The organism is Agromyces allii, from assembly GCF_009749385.1.
GTDB classification, from domain to species: domain Bacteria; phylum Actinomycetota; class Actinomycetes; order Actinomycetales; family Microbacteriaceae; genus Agromyces; species Agromyces allii.
The window spans coordinates 1-19,115 of record NZ_WBIN01000008.1 but is presented as its reverse complement, the minus strand read 5'-3'; the positions used below and the strand labels follow the sequence as shown (position 1 = coordinate 19,115).

Genomic DNA, 19,115 nt, shown 5'->3' with positions numbered 1-19,115 from the left:
ACGAGCCACCGCTTTCCTGCGTGCCTGAGGACCGGAGGGTACCCCGATGAACGATGCCCGCCCGCTGCGCGTCGCCGTCGCCGACGACGCCCTCCTCCTGCGCGAAGGCATCGCGAAGGTGCTCGAGGGCGGCGGCATCGAGGTCGTCGCATCGGTCGGCACGGGCGACGAGCTCGTCGAGGCCGTGCGCGGCGGCGGCATCGACGCGGCCGTGCTCGACATCCGCATGCCTCCGACCCACCGCGACGAGGGCGTGCGCGCCCTCGAAACGATCCGGGCGAGCGGCTCGACGATCGGCGTGCTGCTGCTGTCGATGTACGCGACCCCCGAGTACGCACTGCGGGTCATGCAGGCCGGCAGCGGCACGGGCTACCTGCTGAAGGAACGCGTCTCCGAACCCGAGACCCTCGTGCGCGCGATCGAGACCGTGGCCTCCGGCGGGTCCGTCGTCGACCCCGAGGTCGTCGAGCAGCTCGTCAAGCGCACGCGCGCCGACGACCCGATCTCCCGGCTCACCGAGCGCGAGCGGTCGGTGCTCGAGCTCATGGCGCAGGGCTACTCGAACGGCGGCATCGCCCAGACCCTGTTCCTCGGCCTGAAGACCGTCGAGACCCACGTGCGCAGCATCCTGCAGAAGCTCGACCTCGAGGAGTCGCCCGAGCACCACCGGCGCGTGCTCGCCGTGCTCACCCTCCTCGGCGAACGGTGATGGCGCCCGGCCGCAAAGGCCGGATCATCAGGCGCACGATCACCATCGCGCTCGCCGTGGCGCTGAGCCTCGCGATGGAGATCAGCGGATTCCTCGCGACGCCCGCAGACGAGCGCCCCGAGGTCTCGTACACGACCCTGCACGCGCTCGTGCCGCTCGTGTTCGCCGCCTGCGCGGGCGTGGCATGGCACATCGGGCCGGCGCGAACGCCCGCACGGCTGATGATCGCGTTCGTCGTGACCTGGATCCCGCAGTCGTTCTACTACGTCATCGGAGGCTGGCAGTGGGTCTGGCCGGTCCTCCGCGGCGTCGACCTCGCCTGGGCGGTCGTGGCCGGCATCCTCGTGCTCGTGTACCCGAAGGGCCGCCTGAGCGGCCGGTTCGACCTCTGGATCGCGGGCATCGCGATCGTGTCGTTCGTCGTGAACCTGCTCGTCGTCGTGCTGTTCGCCGGCCCCGACGTGAATCCGTGCGGCTGCGCGCCGAACGGGTACCAGCTCGCCGAGGCCCCATTGCTCTTCGCCGTGACCGACATCGCCTACCGCATCATCGGCGTGGGGCTCGCGCTCGTCATCGCCGGCCGCCTGCTCGTGCGGTGGGTGCGCGCGAGCGTGCCGGCGCGCACCGTCGCGTTCCTGATGCCGGTCGCCCTGTTCGCCTGGGCGACGACCCTCGCCGCGCAGGCCGTGGCGTACGCGGTCTCGCCCGCGTCGGCCACCACTGCGGCCTCGGCGCCCGACACGGTCGCGACCGACACCGCCATGGTGCTCGGCACGTTCTCGCTCATCGCGATCGCGTCGATCCCCGTGAGCTTCGACGCCGGGGTCTCGCACGCCCGCAACATGCGCGCCCGCGTCGCCGACCTGATGCGCATCACGCGCGAGGGCGCCGACCGCGGGCTCTGGGCCGAGTCGCTCGCCCGCACGCTGCGCGACGCCTCGGTGCGCGTCTTCTGGTGGGACGAGACGCGGGGCAGGTATGCGGATGCCGCGGGCGACCCGATCTCCGACGAGGATCTCGGTTCGCGGGCGGGCCACAGCATCCTGCCCGTGGCGTCGCCGCTCGGGGCGCCGATCGCCCTTATCCGGCACGACCGGGTGCTCACCGACAACATGCGGCTGCTCGACGGCGTCTCGAGCGCCCTCCGGCTCTCGGTCGACAACGGCCGCCTCCGGTCCGAGATCGAGCGCACGCTCGAGCAGGTGCGCCAGTCGCGTCAGCGCATCGTCGAAGCGGGCGTCGAGGCGCGACGGCGCATCGAGCGCGACCTGCACGACGGCGCCCAGCAGCACCTCGTGTCGCTCGGCATGCAGTTGCGCCTGTCGGCGAACGCCGCGAAGGCGATCGGCGACGCCGACCTGGCCGCCGACCTCGAGCGCACGATCGTCACGCTCAACCAGGCGCTGCGCGAACTGCGCGAACTCGCGCACGGCATCCACCCGAGCCTGCTCAGCTCCGGCGGGCTCGCGCTCGCCGTGCCCGAACTCGCGGGTCGCTGCCCGGTGCCCGTCGAGGTCGAGGTGCAGGGCGAGGGGCGCCTGCCCGAGCTCATCGAGTCGACCGCGTACTTCGTGATCGCCGAGTCGCTCGCGAACGTCGCGAAGCACTCGTGGGCGACCCGCGCATGGGTTCGCGCCCACGTCGTCGACGGCGACCTGGTGCTCGAGGTGCGCGACAACGGGGTCGGCGGCGCCTCGATCGACGCCGGCACGGGCATGCTCGGCATCGGCGACCGCATCGACGCGGTCGGCGGCACGCTCTCGGTCGAGAGCCCGGCGGGCGCGGGCACGACGCTCACCGTGCGGATCCCGCTCGGCGAGGCGAAGTGGGCGGCCGCCGAATGGGGGCTCTGAGCCTCCGCGCCGGTCTGCGCGCTCTGGGGCCTCAGGCCCGCCAGCGCGCCGCGCGCAGGTCGATGCGGTACCCGTCTTCGTTCTCGGCCGGCAGCAGTGGCGTGCCCTCGGCCTCGTAGTGCTGCCGTGCGGCTTCGGCGTGCCCGGCAGGCGGGCGACCGCCGGCACGGATGACGCGCCACCACGCGACCTCCGACCCGTAGTGGGCCATGACACCGCCGACGGCGCGCGCGCCGCGGGAGCCGAGCAGCGCGGCGACGTCGCCGTACGTGGCCACCTGCCCGGACGGGATGTCGGCGACCACGACGAGCACGGCCTCGACGAAGCCGACGGGGTGCTGCGGCATCCGCTCGCCCTCGCTCATCGGCATTCGGCTCGGAACCCGGTCGCGGGCGTGGATCGGCGCCGCGCGCTCAGAGCGCGAGCGCGCCGATCACGTCGCCGTACGCGGTCTCGCCGACATCGGCGAACCCGATGCGGTGGAAGAACGCCTCGGGCCCGTCTTCGCCCGGCTCCCACAGCACCGTGATGCGGTCGAAGCCGCGGCTCTTCGCCTCCTGCGCGAGCGACTCGGCGAGGAATCGGCCGACGCCCTTGCCCTGCGCGCCGGCGTCGACGTTGATGCGCCAGATGCACGCGCGGAACTCCTCGTGCGAGTTCTCGGGGTCGAAGTTGCCGTGGATGAAGCCGACGACGCGATCTTCGAGCGTCACCACGCGCTGCCACGAGGTGGCCGGATTCACGACCGTCGCCTCGGCCGAGTAGGTGACCGGTGCGATGAACTGTTCCTGGCCCGGCTTCAGCGAGAGCGAGTTCGCCGCAACGATGTTCGACGCGGACAGTTCTTCGAGTCTCAGCTCAGCCATGCAGCCAAGGCTAACCCGACGAGGCCGCGCCGAGGTAGCGCAGGTCGTCATGCCGGCAGCGAACGCGTCGTGAACACCGGGCGGATGGCGTGTCTCCGGGCCTCCGAAGCGGGTCGGATGTCTCGATGTCAAGACATTCCGGCCGACACGGTAAACTGCTCGATGGCGTTCGCGCGCCCTCTCGAGGCTTCCTCGATTCTTCCCGAACGACCGCAAGGAGAACACGCACGTGTCCAAGATCAAGGTTGAAGGCACCGTCGTCGAACTCGACGGCGACGAGATGACCCGCATCATCTGGCAGGCCATCAAGGACCAGCTCATCCACCCGTACCTCGACGTGAACCTCGAGTACTACGACCTCTCGATCCAGAAGCGCGACGAGACCGACGACCAGATCACGGTCGACGCGGCCCACGCGATCCAGAAGCACGGCGTCGGCGTCAAGTGCGCCACGATCACGCCCGACGAGGCGCGCGTCGAGGAGTTCGGCCTGAAGAAGATGTGGCGTTCGCCGAACGGCACGATCCGCAACATCCTCGGCGGCGTCATCTTCCGCGAGCCGATCATCATCTCGAACATCCCGCGCCTGGTGCCCGGCTGGAACAAGCCGATCATCGTCGGCCGCCACGCCTTCGGCGACCAGTACCGCGCCACCGACTTCCGGTTCGAGGGCGAGGGCACGCTCACGATGACCTTCACCCCGAAGGACGGCTCCGAGCCGCAGCAGTTCGAGGTCTTCCAGTCGCCGGGCTCCGGCGTCGCCATGGGCATGTACAACCTCGACGAGTCGATCCGCGACTTCGCGCGCGCCTCGCTGAACTACGGCCTCTCGCGCAACTACCCGGTGTACCTCTCGACGAAGAACACCATCCTCAAGGCCTACGACGGCCGCTTCAAGGACCTCTTCCAGGAGGTCTTCGAGTCCGAGTTCAAGGAGGCGTTCGACGCCGCCGGCCTCACCTACGAGCACCGCCTCATCGACGACATGGTCGCGGCATCGCTCAAGTGGGAGGGCGGCTACGTCTGGGCGTGCAAGAACTACGACGGCGACGTGCAGTCCGACACCGTCGCGCAGGGCTTCGGCTCGCTCGGCCTCATGACCTCGGTCCTGGCCACGCCCGACGGCAAGGTGGTCGAGGCCGAGGCGGCGCACGGCACCGTCACGCGCCACTACCGCCAGCACCAGCAGGGCAAGCCCACCTCGACGAACCCGATCGCCTCGATCTACGCCTGGACGCGCGGCCTCGCGCACCGCGGCAAGCTCGACGGCAACCAGGAGCTCATCGACTTCTCGCTGACCCTCGAAGACGTCGTCATCAAGACGGTCGAGTCGGGCGCCATGACGAAGGACCTCGCGGCCCTCGTCGGTCCCGAGCAGCCCTACCAGACGACCGAGGAGTTCCTGCAGACCCTCTCCGACAACCTGAAGGCCCGCGTCGCGGCCTAGTCGGCGGTTTCGAATCGGAGGGGCGGATGCTGCGGCATCCGCCCCTCCGTCGTATCCGCCGGGCGTCGGATGTCGCGCGTGACGGCCGGAGGTCGGGGCAGGATGGAGGCATGGCACGCCTGCTGAAGCTCGCCCGCCGCTATTGGGCCGTCACGCTCACGATCGCGATCGGATGCCTCGGCATCGTGCTCGCCCTCGCGGGAGCCGGCAGCGCGGTCGCCTGGCTCTTCAGCGGCTACGCCATCGCGATCGCCGCCTGGCAGGCGGTCGGCATGGTGCGCGACATGCTCCGCGGGCACTGGGGGCTCGACGTGCTCGCGATCACCGCGATCGTCGCGACCGTCGCGGTCGGCGAGTACATCGCCGCGCTGCTCGTCGTGCTCATGCTCACCGGGGGCGAGGCCCTCGAGGACTACGCCAACCGCAGGGCCAAGCGAGAACTCGACGCGTTGCTCACGCGGGCGCCGCAGCTGGCGCACCGGGTCGAGGGCGACGGCATCGTCGAGATCCACGCCGACGAGGTGCGGGTGGGCGACGTGCTCCTCGTGCGGCCGAGCGAGATCCTGCCCGTCGACGGCACGCTTCGGTCGAGCTCGGCGACGCTCGACGAGTCGTCGATCACGGGCGAGAGCGTGCCGGTCGAGCGGCACGAGGGCGATGCCGTGCTGAGCGGCGCGGTCAACGGCCAGGTCGCGGTCGAGATCGTCGCGACCGCCACAGCGGCGGAGAGTCAGTACCAGCAGATCGTGGCGCTCGTCGCAGAGGCGGCGGACTCGAAGGCTCCGGTCGTGCGCCTCGCGGATCGGTACGCGGTGCCGTTCACGGTGTTCTCGCTCTCGCTCGCGGCGGTCGCCTGGTGGGTGTCCGGCGACCCGGTGCGGTTCGCCGAGGTGCTCGTGCTCGCGACGCCGTGCCCGCTGCTCATCGCCGCTCCGGTCGCGTTCATCGGCGGCATGAGTCGCGCGGCGCGCAACGGCGTCATCGTGAAGGGCGGGGGAGTGCTCGAGCTCCTCGCCTCCGCGCGCACCGCGGTGTTCGACAAGACGGGCACGCTCACCCGGGGCCGGCCGGCGCTCGTGGCGATCAGGGCCGCCGACGGCTTCGGCGAGGACGAGGTGCTCGCCGCCGTGGCATCCGCGGAGCAGTACTCCTCGCATGTGCTCGCGGCCTCGATGATCGAGGCCGCCCGCGAGCGCGGCCTGCCGCTGGTCGAGGCGACCGGCGCCCGCGAGACGGCGACGAACGGCGTGCAGGCGAGCATCGGCGGTCGAGCCGTCGTCGTGGGCAAGTTCGCGTTCGTGCTCGAGCACGCCCCCGACGCGGTGCGCACGAGCATCGCCCCCGGCGAACTCGCGGTCTACGTCGCGATCGACGGGCGCTTCGCCGGCGCCCTGCTGGCGAGCGATCGCCTGCGCGACGACGCGCGGGAGACCCTCGTCCGCCTCGATGCGCTCGGCGTGCACCACGCGGTCATGCTCACGGGCGATGCGAAGGCCACGGCCGACCACGTGGCCGCCGAGCTCGGCATTACGCGCGTTCGGGCGGACTGCCTGCCGGCCGACAAGGTGGACGAGGTCCGGGCGATCGTCGAGCGGCCCGTGATCATGGTCGGCGACGGCGTCAACGACGCACCGGTGCTCGCCGCGGCCGACGTCGGCATCGCGATGGGGGCGAGGGGAGCGACGGCCGCGAGCGAGTCGGCCTCCGCCGTGATCCTGGTCGATGAGATCTCGCGGGTCGCCAAGGCCGTCGAGATCGGGCGCGACACGGTGCGGATCGCCCTGCAGAGCATCTGGGTCGGCATCGTCGTGAGCGTCGGACTCATGCTCATCGCGGCGTTCGGCGTGATCCCGGCCACGGTCGGGGCCGTGCTGCAGGAGGTCGTCGACCTGATCACGATCCTGGCCGCGCTGCGGGCGATCGGCGGCCGGCTCGACGATCGCGCGCCGCGGACCGTCGTGCCGGCTCCGGAACCCGGAGCCGCACTCGGAACCCGGCCCGCCGGATCGAGCTGATCACGGTTCGATAACAGCCTGGAAAACCTCAGGCGAACTCTTGCGCGATGTTTGTTCGTAAGCTTTACTAACAAACATGTCAACGGAGGCGCAGCGAGGTCAGACCCTCGAAAGCCAGACCCCCACCGGGGTCGGCGCAGACGTGCTCACCGCGCCGTTCGACAACGCACCGATCTTCACCAGGTCGCGTGCCCTGCGCCCCACCGGCAAGGTCCTGCCCGAGCACGCTCGCAGCCACAACCGTGCGCTCGTACTGCAGACGCTCTACACCGCAGGCGCCCAGAGCCGCGCCGACGTCGCCCGCGAGACCGGCCTGACCAGGGTCACCGTCTCCGACCTCGTCGCCGAGCTCATCGCCGAGGGCCTCGTCGTCGAGCTCGGTCACCGCGAGGACTCCCGCCCCGGCAAGCCCGCGATCCTCATCGACGTCGACCGGGCCGCGTTCCAGATCGTCGGCGTCGACCTCTCCGACCACGAGCGCTTCCTCGGCGCGATCGTCGACCTCGACGGCGGCATCGTCGCCCGCGCCGAGGTGCCCCGCGACGGCGCCACCGGCGAGGCCGCCGCAGCCCTCGTCGACGCCCTCGTCGCCCGTCTCGTCGCAACCGCGACCGCCCCCGTGCTCGGCATCGGCGTCGGCTCGCCCGGTGTCGTCGACCCCCAGGGCGTCATCCGGTCGGCCCCCAACCTCGGCTGGCGCGGCCTCGACCTGCAGGGCCGACTGCACGCCGCATCCCGACTGCCCGTGCACGTCGGCAACGACGCGAACGTCGCCGTGCTCGCCGAGCACGGCTCTTCGACCGCCGACGACCTCCTGCTCGTCAAGATCGGCCACGGTGTCGGCGCCGGGCTCATCATCGGCGGACGCCCCGTCATCGGCGGCGGCTTCGCCGCGGGCGAGATCGGCCACGTCACCGTCGGCACCGACGGCGGTCCCCGCTGCGCGTGCGGCAAGCACGGCTGCCTCGAGACCTGGCTCGCCGTGCCCCGGCTCACCGCACAGCTCGACGCCATCGAGAGCGGCGAGCACGCGGCATCCGAGCGCGAGGCCATCCTCACCGAGGCCGGTCGCCGGCTCGGCATCGTGCTGGCACCCGTCGTGGGTGCCCTCAACCTGTCGGAGGTCGCGCTCAGCGGCCCCGCCGAACTGCTTGACGGCCCCCTCGCCCTGGCGGCCGTCGAAACGCTCCGGACGCGGACGATGGCGGAACACAACCGTGATCTGAGGCTCCGGATGACCGAGCAGGCGCAGGACATCGTCCTTCGCGGCGCGGCCGTCATGGTCCTCTCCGGACAACTCGGGGTCTCCTAGAGACCCTACGCACCAAGGGTGCGGCGAACCCCCGCCGCGACCCACCCCCCATGAAAGGAAACGCAAATGAGGAAACTCGGCATCGTGGCCCTCGGCGCCGCTGCTGCGCTGACCCTCGCCGGTTGCAGCACCGGTGGCGGCGAGTCGACGTCGGCTGACGGCGGCGACATCACCGTCTGGGTCGTCGGCACCGACACGCCCAAGGAGGCGCGCGCCTACCTCAAGGACACGTTCGAGTCCGAGAACGACGGTTGGACCCTCACGGTCGAGGAGAAGACCTGGGCCGACGTGAGCGACACCTACGCCGCAGCGCTCCAGTCGAACGACTCGCCCGACGTGGTCGAGGTCGGCAACACCCAGACCGCGAGCTTCGCGGACCAGGGCCTGTTCCTCCCGCTCGAGGACTTCGCCACCGACGACTACCTCCCGGGTCTCGTCGAGTCGGCGACGTACGACGGCGACCTCTACGCAGCCCCGTACTACGCCGGTGGCCGCATCGTCTTCTACAGCCAGCAGATCCTCGGTGACACGGCGATCCCCACGACGCTCGACGAGTATGTGGAGACCGGCAAGGCGCGCAAGACCGACACCCTCTCGGGCATCTGGGCTCCGGGTCGCGACTGGTACAACGCCCTTCCCTACGTCTGGTCGCACGGCGGATTCATCGCCGAGCAGGATGGCGACACCTGGAAGGCCGGCTTCTCGAGCGAGGGCGGCATCGAGGGCCTGACCCAGCTGCAGGACGTCTACCTGAACGCGTCCAACGCGGCCAAGGACGGCGACGAGACCGACCCCCAGGTCCCGTTCTGCGCCGGTGAGGACCTGTTCCTCTCCGCTCCGGCATGGGTGCAGTGGTCGATCAACGCGCCGGCCGACGCCGACGCGCCCGGCTGCCCCGACACCTACGGTGCAGACCTCAAGGCCTTCGCCCTCCCGGGTGAGACGGCCGGCGAGACCGCCCCGATCTTCGCCGGTGGCTCGAACGTCGCCGTCGCGACGAAGAGCGCCAACCCCGAGCAGGCCCGCGCCGCGCTCGACATCATGGCGAGCGCCGGCTACCAGGACCTCCTGGCCGCCGGTGGTCTGACCCCGGGCCTCACGGCTTCGGCGGCGAACCTGCCCGACACCGAGATCGCCAAGGCCCAGGCCGTCGCGCTCGAGAACTCGAAGGTCACGCCGACCACCCCGAAGTGGGCCGAGGTCGAGGCCGCGCAGATCATCCAGGAGGCGCTCGTCAAGATCGCCCAGGGTGGCGACGTGAAGTCGATCGCGACCGACCTCGACGCGCAGATCGAGGACATCCTCAACAGCTGACCTGTTGAGCACGACGCGGGGGGCGGAGTCCCACACAGCTCCGCCCCCCGTTCCCCTGCCGGGAACGCTCCCGTGCCCGTACCATCAGTCCCACCCGCGATCCCCTCGCGACCACCCCGAGGAGCAGCCGATGAGCGCAACCCTCACGGAACACGACGCAGCGCCGCGCACGCCCGGTACCCGCCCCCCGAAGCCCGAGACCTCCGCAGGCCGCAGCCCCCGGAAGAAGAAGTTCCCCTTCGCCCCGTGGATGCTGCTCGCCCCGAGCATCGTCCTGCTGGCCGTCATGGTCGTCTACCCGACGATCGTCATGTTCATCACGTCGTTCACCGACCTCGAGATCAAGAACAAGATGCTCGACACTCCGGCGAACTTCGTCGGGTTCGACAACTACGTCGAGGTCTTCACCGCATCGGATTTCCCGGCCGTCCTCGCCCGCAGCCTCGGCCTCATGGTCGTCCTGACGGTGATCATTGTCGCGGGTGGAATGCTGATCGCGCTCCTCATGCTGCGGCTGACGAAGGGCTGGCGACTCCTCGTCTCCGTCGGTCTCTTGCTCGCCTGGGCGATGCCGCCGCTGTCCGCGACCGTCGTCTGGGGTTGGATCTTCGACACCGATTACGGACTGGTCAACTGGGCCCTGAACACCCTCACCGACTCGCAGGACTTCCGCGGCCACAGCTGGCTCGCCAATCCCTGGTCGTTCATGATGGTCCTCGTCATCATCATCGTCTGGCAGAGCCTTCCGTTCGCTGCGTTCACGTTCTACGCCGGACTCGGCCAGGTGCCCGACGAGGTGCTCGAGGCATCGCAGCTCGACGGCGCGAACGCCGTCCAACGGTTCCGCCTCATCGTGCTGCCGTACCTGCGCAACGTGCTCACGGCCGTGATCGTGCTCGAAACGATCTGGAACCTCCGCATCTTCACGCAGGTCTACGCACTGCAACAGCAGGGCGGCCTCGTCTCCGAGACGAACGTGCTCGGCACCTATCTGTTCAGGCAGGGCTTGGGCGAATTCGGCGTGACCGCCGCCATCGGCGTGTTCATGGTCCTACTGCTCATGGGCATCTCCTACTACAACGTCCGTTCCAGCCTGAAGGAGGAGGAGGCGTGACCACGCAGATCTCTCCCGCCGTCCAACTCGCCGAGACACCTGGGCGCATGACGCCAGGCCCCCAGAAGCCCCGTCGGACGTTCCGCGGCAGTGCACCGCGCGCCGTGGTCAACACGGTCGCGATCCTCGTGTTCCTCTGCTCCGTGTTCCCGGTCTACTGGATGGTGAACATGTCGTTCACCCCGTCGAACCAGATCATCAGCCGCAACCCGAGCTTCTTCCCGCTCGAGTTCACGTTCAAGAACTACATCACCGCCTGGACCCGCGAGGCGGCGCCCGGACAGACCGACTTCCCGCACGCGCTCGCCTCGAGCCTGATCGTCGCGCTCTCGGTCGTCGTGGTGTGCGGCATCTTCGCATTCCTCGCCTCGATCGCGCTCGCCCGGTTCGCGTTCCGCGGCCGCTACGTCTTCATCGTGAGCGTGCTCGTCGTGCAGATGGTGCCCGGCGAGGCCATGATGTACACGATCTACAACATGGTCGACGACTGGCGCCTCATGAACACCCTCATCGGGCTGTTCATCGTGCACCTCGCCTCGGTCGTGCCGTTCACGATCTGGACCCTGCGCGGCTTCGTCGCCGGCGTCCCCGCCGATCTCGAGGAGGCGGCCCAGATCGACGGCTGCACCAAGGCGCAGGCCTTCTGGAAGGTCACCTTCCCGCTGCTCGCGCCCGGCCTGGTCTCGACCGGCATCTTCGCCTTCATCCAGAGCTGGAACGAGTTCCTGATGGCGCTCCTCTTCCTCAAGGGCTACAACCTCACGCTGCCGCCGTGGCTGAACTCCTTCCAGTCGGCCACCGAGGCGACGAACTGGGGTGCGGTGATGGCCGGATCCACGCTCATCGCACTGCCCGTCGTGATCTTCTTCCTCTTCGTGCAGGGCCGCATGACCGGTGGTCTGGTGAGCGGAGCCGTCAAGGGATGAGCGCGCCGCACCACACCGACGCGGTCGCGGAGCTGCGCCGGGACATCCATACGACCCTGCTCCCCGGATTCGCCGGCACGAACGCCCCCGACTGGCTGCTCGCCCGCCTGCGCGACGGGCTCGGCGGAGTCTGCGTGTTCGGCCCGAACATCGTCGACGCCGCACAGCTCCTGGCCCTCAACGTGAGCCTCCGCGAGGCGAACCCGCTCGCGGTCGTCGCGATCGACGAGGAGGGCGGCGACGTCACCCGCCTGTTCTACGACCGCGGGGCGCCGTACCCGGGCAACGCCGTGCTCGGCCGACTCGACGAGACCGAGCTGACCGAACGGGTCGCCCGCGAGGTCGGCGAGGCGCTCGCGGCCACCGGCTGCACCGTCACGTTCGCGCCCGACATCGACGTGAACTCCAACCCCGACAACCCCGTGATCGGGGTTCGCAGCTTCGGGTCGGATCCCGAGCTCGTCGCGCGCCACACCTCCGCGTGGGTGCGCGGCGTGCAGTCGGCGGGCGTCGCCGCCAGCGCGAAGCACTTCCCGGGCCACGGCGACACCGCCACCGACTCGCACCTGGCCCTGCCGATCGTCGACGTCTCGCTCGAGACGCTGCGCGAGCGTGAACTCGTGCCGTTCCGTGCCGCGATCGCGTCGGGCACGCGCACGATCATGACCAGCCACATCCTGCTCCCGCAACTCGATGCGGAGAACCCGGCCACCCTCTCTTCCCGCATTCTGCAAGGCCTGCTCCGCGGGGAGCTGGGGTACGAGGGCGTCATCGTCAGCGACGCCCTCGACATGAAGGGGGCGAGCGGCGTGCACGGCATCCCTGGGGCTGCCGTGCTCGCCCTCGCCGCCGGTTGCGACCTGCTCTGCATCGGCTCCGACAACACCGACGCGCAGCTCGACGAGATCGTCGAGGCGGTCGAGGCCGCCGTCGCCGCAGGGAGGCTCCCGGCCGAGCGCATCCGCGAGGCCGCGGCCCGGGTTCGCGCGTTGGGCGCCGACGCGCCCGCGATCCCGTCCGCGGTGGCGGTCATCGAGCCGGCCCACGACGACGGCGAGGTCACGGCCTTCGCCGCCTCCTTCGAGGTGTCGGATGCCGCGCGCACGCGCCTCGCGTCCGCCTCGCGCATCGGCACGATCGTCCGCGTCGACACGATCGCGAACATCGCGGTCGGCGTCGCGCCATGGGGCCCCTTCGCGTCGTCGCTCGTCGACGGCGTGCCCGCCTGGTTCCAGGATGCCGCGGTCGTCCCGATCTCCGAGGCCGCGCCCCTCGCCGAGGTCGCCGACCTCGCAGGACCGGTGCTCGTCGTCGGAAAGGACCTGCACCGGCATCCGTTCGCCGTCGACGCGATCGACCGTCTGCGTGCGGCGCGTGCCGACGTGGTGACCGTCGACATGGGATGGCCGTCGAACGACCGCGCCTACGCCGACGTGTCGACGTTCGGCGCCTCGCGACTCATCGGATCGGCCCTGCTCGCGTTCGTCGGTTCGACGCTCTCCGGCTCGACGGTTGGGGTGGCATGAAGCTCGGCATCGACATCGGCGGCACGAAGACCGCCGCGGTCGCGATCGGCGCCGACGGCGAGCTGAGCGACCTCGTGTCCCTGCCCACCGGCTTCGGTGCGCCCGAGGTCGTCTCGACGGCCCTGCAGGTCGTGTCCCGCATGAGCGAACTCGCCGGCGTGCACGTCTCGTCGTTCTCGTCGATCGGCATCGGCATCCCCGGGGCGGTCGACAGCTCGACCGGTCGGGTCGAGCACGCCGTGAACCTCGGACTCGAGGGGCTCGATCTCGGGCCGCGGCTGTCCGACGAGCTCGGCGTGATCGTGCGCATCGAGAACGACGTGAAGGCGGCCGCGCTCGGTGCGCATCACCTGCTCGGCGTCGCCGACGGCATCACCGCGCACTCCATGGCGTACCTGAACCTCGGCACCGGTCTCGCCGCGGGCATCGTGCTCGACGGCGAACTCCTGCGCGGCGGACACGGCGTCGCGGGCGAGATCGGGCACATCCCGGTCGACCCGGCGGGCGTCGTCTGCGGCTGCGGTCAGCGCGGATGCCTCGAGACCCTCGCGTCGGGCTCGGCGATCGCACGCATGTGGCCGACCGCGCACCCGCTGCCCGCCCGCGAGCTCTTCGAGCTGGCCGAGGCCGGCGACGAGCGTGCCGTCGAGGTGCGCGAGCAGTTCCTGCGCGGTGCGGCTTCGGCGGTGCGCCTGCTCGCGCTGACGACGGATGTCGACGACATCGTCATCGGCGGCGGGCTCGCCTCGCTCGGCGAACCGCTGCTCGTCGGCATCCGCCGTATCCTGAACGAATGGGCAGGGAGGTCGCCCTTCCTCGCCTCGACCGATCTTGCGGAGCGGGTGCAGGTCATCCCGCTCGGATTCCCGGCGGCCGCCGTCGGCGCCGCCCTCGTAGGAGAACCCTCATGGCAGAACTCGTAATCGTCGAAGACGAGCGTGCGGCCGGCGAACTCGTCGCCGGATCGATCGTCTCGCTCATCCGTCGCAAGCCCGACGCGGTGCTGGGTCTCGCGACGGGCTCGACCCCGCTCGCCACGTACCGCGCCCTGGCCGGCCGTATCGCCGAAGGCTCGATCGACGTCCGCGGCGTGCGCGGCTTCGCGCTCGACGAGTACGTCGGCCTGCCGGCCGGCCACCCCGAGAGCTACCGCTCGGTCATCACCCGCGAGGTCGTGGAGCCGCTCGGACTCACGCCCGAGCTCGTCCGGGTGCCGAACGGCGATCCCGAGCAGATCCAGCACGCCGGTGCCGACTACGAGGCGGCCATCGTCGCGGCCGGCGGCATCGACATCCAGATCCTCGGCATCGGTCGCACGGGGCACATCGGCTTCAACGAACCCGGTTCTTCGCTCGCCTCGCTCACGCGCGTGAAGACGCTGACCGCGCCGACCCGCGCCGACAACGCGCGGTTCTTCGATTCGCCCGACGACGTGCCGATGCACTGCATCACGCAGGGCATCGGCACGATCCTGCGCGCGCGGCACCTCGTGCTCCTCGCGTTCGGCGAGGCCAAGGCCGAGGCGATCGCAGCGGCCGTCGAAGGCCCCGTCACGGCGAGCCAGCCCGGTTCGGCCGTGCAGTTGCACCCGCACACGACCGTGATCGTCGACGAGGCGGCCGCCGCGCGGCTCGAGAACCTCGACTACTACCGCCACGCGTGGAACAACAAGCCGGAGTGGCAGGGCATCTGAGCCCGATCGGGGCGGGCCCGAGCCGTCAGCGGGGGAGCAGCCGGGGCAGCATCGCGATGTAGGCGTCGCCGTCGAAGTCGTCGATGAGCGCCCGTTGCAGCAGGAAGCCGGGCCCGAACCCCAGCACGACGGGCGCGGCCCGCTTCGCCCACTCGGCCGGGTCGCCCTCGATGCGATCGGGGTTCGCCAGCGCCCACGCCAGCACGCCCGACTCGAGGAGCCCGCGGAGCTTGGCGAACACGCCCTGCACCATCGAGCGGATCTCGGGGTCGATGGCCGCGTCGCCCCAGAGCTGCACGACGACGTCGGCGAACGGCTCGCGGCTCATGCCGCCGAGGAGCGAGGCCATCAGTTCGCCGGGGGAGGGGATCGCCCCGCCTTCGCCGAGCGCCTCGAGTTCGGCGGTGCGGGTGCCGAGCACGCGTTCGGCGACCGCGGTGAAGAGCTCCTTCTTGCCGGCGAAGTGCCCGTAGATCGCGCCGGCCGAGAGGCCGGACGACTCGATGACGTCGGCCATCGACGTGCGCTGGATGCCGCGCTCGGCGAAGCTCCGCAGCGCGGCCTCGATGATCTCGTCGCGGCGTGCCGCGCGGTACTCCTCGGTGACCTTCGGCATCGGTGCTCCCCTCGAACGTGCACCCGGACGCGCAAACCGAACGGGCGTTCTTGACAATCATAGAAGCTCGGCTCACAATAAAGAACGAATATTCGTTTTTATTGGAGGAACCATGTCGCATCCGGATGCCACGACGGCGCACACGTCGCTCGGACGCGTGGTCGGGCTCGCACTCGGGCTCGTGGCGCTCGTCGGCGTGCTCGTGCTCGCCTTCTCATGGCCGACCGTGACGATCGACCCGAAGGACCTGCCGGTCGCGATCGCCGGGCCCGAACAGGCCGTCACCGCGGCCACCGAGGCGATCGACCAGCAGGCCGACGGTGCGGTCGCGCTCGAGACGGTCGACGACCGGGCCGCGGCCGTCGACGCCATCGAGCGGCGCGAGGTCTACGGGGCCGTGATCCTCGGCGAGAAGCCCGAGGTGCTCATCGCCTCGGGCGGCGGCCTCGCGGTCGCGCAGATGCTCACGGGCGTCGCCGCGAACCTGCAGGAGGGCGTGAACGCGCAGGCCCAGGCGGCCGCAGCGGCCGCTGGTGCCCCTGCGCCCGACACCATCGTGGTCGCGGTCACCGACATCGTCCCGCTCGCCGAGACCGACGCCCGCGGCACGGGCATCGCCACCGCGATGTTCCCGCTCGTGCTCGGCGGCATGATCGGCGGCATCGCCGTCTCGCTCGTCGTCATCGGCGCCCTGCGCCGCGTGCTCGCCGTGGTCGTCTACGGCGCCGTCGGCGGTCTGCTCCTCGCGTGGATCCTGGGCGGCTGGTTCGGCTCGCTCCAGGGCGACTACTGGGCGAACGCCGCGGCCATCGGGCTGACGCTCGTCGCGATCGCCGCGCCGATCACCGGGCTCGTCGCCCTGATCGGCCGGGCGGGCATCGCGTTCGGCCCGGTCGTCATGCTGCTCTTCGCCAACCCGCTCTCGGCCGCGGCCGTGCCCAAGGAGTTCCTGCTCGCACCGTGGGGGGCGATCGGCCAGTGGTTCCCGCCGGGGGCGGCCGCGACGCTGCTCCGCGACCTGTCGTACTTCCCCGAGGCCGATGCGACGTTCCCGTGGCTCGTGCTCGGGTCGTGGGCGGTCGGCGGACTGCTGCTCTCGGTCGTCGGGCACTTCCGCACCGCGGGCGGGGCCGAGTCCGACGCCGAGGCGGCCGTGGCGGCCTGAGCCGCAGCGCGCGAGCGCACGACGCACGAAGGCCCGCGACATCCGATGCACGGATGTCGCGGGCCTTCGTCGACGCTCGGGTCGCCGTTCAGTCGGCGAGCTGGCTGCGCCCGTGCAGGATGCCGCTGATCGCGGCGACGACGGCGAACACGATGGCGACGATCGGCTGGCCGAGCATCCACCAGGCGATCGCGACCGTCGTGAAGATGACGATCTCGACGAGGGCGCGGCCGAACACGTCGATGCGGAACACCGACTTCGGCGAGAGGAACAGGGCCCAGGCGAGCACCGCGAGCAGCGGTGCGCCGAGGCCGACGAGCACGCCGGGCCACGGCAGCGGGAACGACAGGAAGCCCCAGATGCCGAGGCTCACGAACGCGAAGAGCTCCAGCAGGAAGCGGAGGATGTCGTTCGGGCCGACCTTGGGCTGGGACTGGGGGAGTGCACTGCTCACGGGAGACCAGCCTACTTCGCCTCGCGCTGTGCAACCGCCTCGAACGGTGTCGTGGCCCGTCGACGCCGGCCAGCGGCATCCGCCCCCCGACCTGCTCGGACGGCGCGGAGCGACCCGACCGGCGGACCGGCTCAGCGGAAGATGATCGTCCGCGCGCCGTCGAGCAGCACCCGGCGCTCGGCGAACCACTTCACGGCCTGGCTGAGCGTGCGGCTCTCTTCGTCTTGACCGATCGCGACGAGCTCCGACACCGAGCGCGAGTGGTCGACGCGCACGACGTTCTGCTCGATGATCGGCCCCTCGTCGAGATCGCTCGTGACGAAGTGCGCGGTCGCACCGATGAGCTTGACGCCGCGCGCGTGAGCCTGACGGTAGGGGTTCGCGCCCTTGAACCCGGGCAGGAACGAGTGGTGGATGTTGATGCAGCGCCCCGCGAGCGCCGCGCAGAGCTCGGGCGAGAGGATCTGCATGTAGCGGGCGAGCACGACGAGCTCGATGTCGTGGGCGTCGACCGCCTCGAGCACGCGCGCCTCGAACGCCGCCTTCGCCGCCGGGTCGGTGACGGCGGACGCCTCGAACGGAACCCCGTAGAAGTCGACGAGGTCGCGAAGCGTGCCGTGGTTCGAGAGCACGAGCGGGATCTCGATCGGCAGCTGCCCGGCGCGCTGACGGAACAGCAGGTCGTTGACGCAGTGCCCCGCGGTCGACGCGAGCACGAGCGTGCGCAGCGGACGGCCGACCTCGTCGAGGTCCCACGTCATCTGCCAGCGCGCGGTGACCGGCTCGAGCGCGGTCTCGAACTCGGCGCGCTGCGAGGGCGACTCGATCTGCACGCGCATGAAGAACCGGCCGGTCTCGGTGCTCGCGAACTGCTGGCTCTCGGTGATGTTGCCGCGCGCGGCCACGATCGCCCCGCTGATCGCGTGCACGATGCCGGGAGAGTCGACGCAGCTGAGGGTGAGGACCCAGTGGTTCAGGTGTTCGGTCGAGGCATCCGAGGTCATCCGCCCAGCGTACCGGGGCGGCACGGCACGCCCGTGACTCAGCTCAGCCAGGTGATGCCCGAGGCCGGGCCGGTGCGGTCGTCGGCGATGTAGCGCACGGTGACGTCGAAGAACTCCGAGATCAGCGAGAGCAGGAACCCGGATGCCGCGGCGCGGCCGTCGCCGTCGAGCCGGACCTCGGTCGTGAACCACCCGCCGATGCGCACCTGGACGACGGCGTTCGCCGCGCCCGAGTACTCGCCCTGCCAGCCGAGGCGTCCGCTCGTGAGCACCAGCTGTGGACTCGACAGCGTCACGTCGACCGCGGCGGCCTCGGACACGTTGCCCGCGGTGTCGGTCTGGACGACCGCGAGCGCGGTGGTGCCCGCCGGCAGTCCGTCGACCATGAGCGACCAGGCGCCGTCGGCCGCTGCCGTGGTGGTCCACGTGCCGGCGGACCCGGCGGCCTGGGCGGTCGCCGCCTGCGCGATCGCGTCGTGTGCGATCGTGACCTGCACCGTCGCGCCCGGCTCGGCGGTGCCCGAGAGGACCGGGTCGACGAGGCCGCCGGCGGTGTCGACGGCGGCGACGGACGGCGGGAGGGCGATCGTGTCGACGGGGTCGACGGGATCGACGGGGTCCACGGGGTCCACGGGGTCGACGGGGTCGACGGGGTCGACAGGGTCCACCGGGTCGACGGGATCGACGGGGTCCACCGGGTCGACCGGGTCGGGGGTCGGCTGGGTGACCGGCGGCGTCGTGGGGGTCGTGATCGGCGTCGTGACGACCGGAGGGGCGACGGGCGCGGCCTCGGGTGCCGCCTGCCGGCGTGGCGCGGGTGCCGGCGTTTCTTCAGCCGGAACCGGTGGCGCCGGCGTCTCGGTGACGGGAGCGACGGCCGCGGGCGCCGCGGGCTGCTCAGCCGGCTCGGCTGCGATCGCGGCTGGGGGTGCCGGTTGCTCGGGACCCTGGCCGAAGTTCGGTGCGATCACGACGGCCGCGGCGACGGCCGCCGCGGCGAGGGTCAGCACGCCGATGCCGGTGCCGATCGCGACGCCGCCGATGCCGGCGGAGCCGCCCGATGCGGCCGCGGTGGCGGCGGCGGTGCCTCCGGCGGCTCCG

The 19,115-nt window shown here is 71.0% G+C and carries 18 protein-coding genes; 12 read left to right on the top strand and 6 right to left on the bottom strand.

Translation table 11 applies throughout. The annotated features are described in order from the left end of the window. The first annotated feature begins 46 nt into the window (after positions 1 to 46). Together GQR16_RS11195 and GQR16_RS11190 are read left to right on the top strand one after the other, a co-directional pair. On the top strand, positions 47 to 709 hold the full coding sequence (locus GQR16_RS11195) for a response regulator transcription factor (RefSeq protein WP_211373498.1): 663 nt from the start codon (positions 47 to 49) through the stop codon (positions 707 to 709). Continuing rightward, a complete protein-coding gene (locus tag GQR16_RS11190) occupies positions 709 to 2,562 on the top strand; it encodes a sensor histidine kinase (protein ID WP_157415233.1) in 1,854 nt (617 codons plus the stop codon). The genes GQR16_RS11195 and GQR16_RS11190 overlap by 1 nt, the downstream gene beginning before the upstream one ends. 31 nt (positions 2,563 to 2,593) lie before the next feature. On the opposite strand, the gene GQR16_RS11185 is transcribed toward GQR16_RS11190, so the two are convergent. Next, positions 2,594 to 2,926: an MGMT family protein gene (locus tag GQR16_RS11185; protein WP_246200753.1), complete on the bottom strand. Its 333-nt coding sequence runs from the start codon at positions 2,924 to 2,926 to the stop codon at positions 2,594 to 2,596. Positions 2,927 to 2,975: 49 nt separating this feature from the next. Further along, positions 2,976 to 3,428 carry a GNAT family N-acetyltransferase gene (locus tag GQR16_RS11180; protein WP_157415232.1) on the bottom strand — a complete coding sequence of 151 codons (453 nt, stop codon included), beginning with the start codon at positions 3,426 to 3,428 and terminating at the stop codon, positions 2,976 to 2,978. A 229-nt stretch (positions 3,429 to 3,657) separates the two neighbouring features. Here GQR16_RS11180 and GQR16_RS11175 point away from each other — a divergent pair, with 229 nt between their 5' ends. The 9 genes from GQR16_RS11175 to GQR16_RS11135 all read left to right on the top strand — a co-directional run bounded on the left by GQR16_RS11175 (position 3,658) and on the right by GQR16_RS11135 (position 14,775). Beyond that, positions 3,658 to 4,875: an NADP-dependent isocitrate dehydrogenase gene (locus GQR16_RS11175; protein ID WP_157415231.1), complete on the top strand. Its 1,218-nt coding sequence runs from the start codon at positions 3,658 to 3,660 to the stop codon at positions 4,873 to 4,875. A gap of 110 nt (positions 4,876 to 4,985) precedes the next feature. Next, positions 4,986 to 6,890, top strand: a complete 1,905-nt coding sequence (locus GQR16_RS11170; protein WP_157415230.1) for a heavy metal translocating P-type ATPase — start codon at positions 4,986 to 4,988, stop codon at positions 6,888 to 6,890. A gap of 76 nt (positions 6,891 to 6,966) precedes the next feature. Continuing rightward, a complete protein-coding gene (locus GQR16_RS11165; RefSeq protein WP_157415229.1) occupies positions 6,967 to 8,202 on the top strand; it encodes an ROK family transcriptional regulator in 1,236 nt (411 codons plus the stop codon). 66 nt (positions 8,203 to 8,268) lie between these two features. Continuing rightward, complete coding sequence (locus tag GQR16_RS11160; RefSeq protein WP_157415228.1) at positions 8,269 to 9,516, top strand: extracellular solute-binding protein; 1,248 nt, start codon at positions 8,269 to 8,271, stop codon at positions 9,514 to 9,516. Between the two features lie 130 nt (positions 9,517 to 9,646). Continuing rightward, positions 9,647 to 10,630: a carbohydrate ABC transporter permease gene (locus GQR16_RS11155; RefSeq protein WP_157415227.1), complete on the top strand. Its 984-nt coding sequence runs from the start codon at positions 9,647 to 9,649 to the stop codon at positions 10,628 to 10,630. Further along, the gene (locus tag GQR16_RS11150; RefSeq protein ID WP_246200751.1) at positions 10,627 to 11,556 is read left to right on the top strand and encodes a carbohydrate ABC transporter permease; all 930 of its coding nucleotides are present in this window, start codon (positions 10,627 to 10,629) and stop codon (positions 11,554 to 11,556) included. Before GQR16_RS11155 ends, GQR16_RS11150 begins: the two co-directional genes overlap by 4 nt. Further along, positions 11,553 to 13,082: a glycoside hydrolase family 3 protein gene (locus GQR16_RS11145; protein ID WP_157415226.1), complete on the top strand. Its 1,530-nt coding sequence runs from the start codon at positions 11,553 to 11,555 to the stop codon at positions 13,080 to 13,082. Before GQR16_RS11150 ends, GQR16_RS11145 begins: the two co-directional genes overlap by 4 nt. Beyond that, positions 13,079 to 14,005: an ROK family protein gene (locus tag GQR16_RS11140; RefSeq protein WP_157415225.1), complete on the top strand. Its 927-nt coding sequence runs from the start codon at positions 13,079 to 13,081 to the stop codon at positions 14,003 to 14,005. Before GQR16_RS11145 ends, GQR16_RS11140 begins: the two co-directional genes overlap by 4 nt. Beyond that, complete coding sequence (locus tag GQR16_RS11135; RefSeq protein WP_157415224.1) at positions 13,990 to 14,775, top strand: glucosamine-6-phosphate deaminase; 786 nt, start codon at positions 13,990 to 13,992, stop codon at positions 14,773 to 14,775. Before GQR16_RS11140 ends, GQR16_RS11135 begins: the two co-directional genes overlap by 16 nt. Before the next feature lie 25 nt (positions 14,776 to 14,800). Here GQR16_RS11135 and GQR16_RS11130 read toward each other — a convergent pair whose 3' ends face one another. Next, positions 14,801 to 15,391: a TetR/AcrR family transcriptional regulator gene (locus tag GQR16_RS11130; protein WP_157415223.1), complete on the bottom strand. Its 591-nt coding sequence runs from the start codon at positions 15,389 to 15,391 to the stop codon at positions 14,801 to 14,803. A gap of 112 nt (positions 15,392 to 15,503) precedes the next feature. Between GQR16_RS11130 and GQR16_RS11125 the strand changes: the two genes are divergently transcribed. Beyond that, a complete protein-coding gene (locus GQR16_RS11125) occupies positions 15,504 to 16,556 on the top strand; it encodes a hypothetical protein (protein WP_157415222.1) in 1,053 nt (350 codons plus the stop codon). A gap of 88 nt (positions 16,557 to 16,644) precedes the next feature. On the opposite strand, the gene GQR16_RS11120 is transcribed toward GQR16_RS11125, so the two are convergent. The 3 genes from GQR16_RS11120 to GQR16_RS19600 all read right to left on the bottom strand — a co-directional run. Next, positions 16,645 to 17,010 (bottom strand): YrdB family protein, encoded by a 366-nt coding sequence (locus GQR16_RS11120; protein ID WP_157415221.1) that lies wholly within the window; start codon positions 17,008 to 17,010, stop codon positions 16,645 to 16,647. A 131-nt stretch (positions 17,011 to 17,141) separates the two neighbouring features. Continuing rightward, positions 17,142 to 18,014 (bottom strand): formyltetrahydrofolate deformylase, encoded by an 873-nt coding sequence (purU, locus tag GQR16_RS11115; RefSeq protein WP_157415220.1) that lies wholly within the window; start codon positions 18,012 to 18,014, stop codon positions 17,142 to 17,144. A gap of 38 nt (positions 18,015 to 18,052) precedes the next feature. Next, positions 18,053 to 19,115, bottom strand: a 1,063-nt coding sequence (locus GQR16_RS19600; protein WP_246200749.1) for an Ig-like domain-containing protein, incomplete at its 5' end; no start/stop codon positions are given.

Bases quoted from the DNA above. Each gene is read 5' to 3' on its own strand.
- GQR16_RS11185 (WP_246200753.1), bottom strand. From the start codon at position 2,926: ATGAGCGAGGGCGAGCGGATGCCGCAGCACCCCGTCGGCTTCGTCGAG.
- purU (WP_157415220.1), bottom strand. From the start codon at position 18,014: ATGACCTCGGATGCCTCGACCGAACACCTGAACCACTGGGTCCTCACC.
- GQR16_RS11140 (WP_157415225.1), top strand. From the start codon at position 13,079: ATGAAGCTCGGCATCGACATCGGCGGCACGAAGACCGCCGCGGTCGCG.
- GQR16_RS11190 (WP_157415233.1), top strand. From the start codon at position 709: ATGGCGCCCGGCCGCAAAGGCCGGATCATCAGGCGCACGATCACCATC.
- GQR16_RS11195 (WP_211373498.1), top strand. From the start codon at position 47: ATGAACGATGCCCGCCCGCTGCGCGTCGCCGTCGCCGACGACGCCCTC.
- GQR16_RS11170 (WP_157415230.1), top strand. From the start codon at position 4,986: ATGGCACGCCTGCTGAAGCTCGCCCGCCGCTATTGGGCCGTCACGCTC.
- GQR16_RS11130 (WP_157415223.1), bottom strand. From the start codon at position 15,391: ATGCCGAAGGTCACCGAGGAGTACCGCGCGGCACGCCGCGACGAGATC.
- GQR16_RS11155 (WP_157415227.1), top strand. From the start codon at position 9,647: ATGAGCGCAACCCTCACGGAACACGACGCAGCGCCGCGCACGCCCGGT.
- GQR16_RS11180 (WP_157415232.1), bottom strand. From the start codon at position 3,428: ATGGCTGAGCTGAGACTCGAAGAACTGTCCGCGTCGAACATCGTTGCG.
- GQR16_RS11165 (WP_157415229.1), top strand. From the start codon at position 6,967: ATGTCAACGGAGGCGCAGCGAGGTCAGACCCTCGAAAGCCAGACCCCC.
- GQR16_RS11160 (WP_157415228.1), top strand. From the start codon at position 8,269: ATGAGGAAACTCGGCATCGTGGCCCTCGGCGCCGCTGCTGCGCTGACC.
- GQR16_RS11145 (WP_157415226.1), top strand. From the start codon at position 11,553: ATGAGCGCGCCGCACCACACCGACGCGGTCGCGGAGCTGCGCCGGGAC.
- GQR16_RS11135 (WP_157415224.1), top strand. From the start codon at position 13,990: ATGGCAGAACTCGTAATCGTCGAAGACGAGCGTGCGGCCGGCGAACTC.
- GQR16_RS11125 (WP_157415222.1), top strand. From the start codon at position 15,504: ATGTCGCATCCGGATGCCACGACGGCGCACACGTCGCTCGGACGCGTG.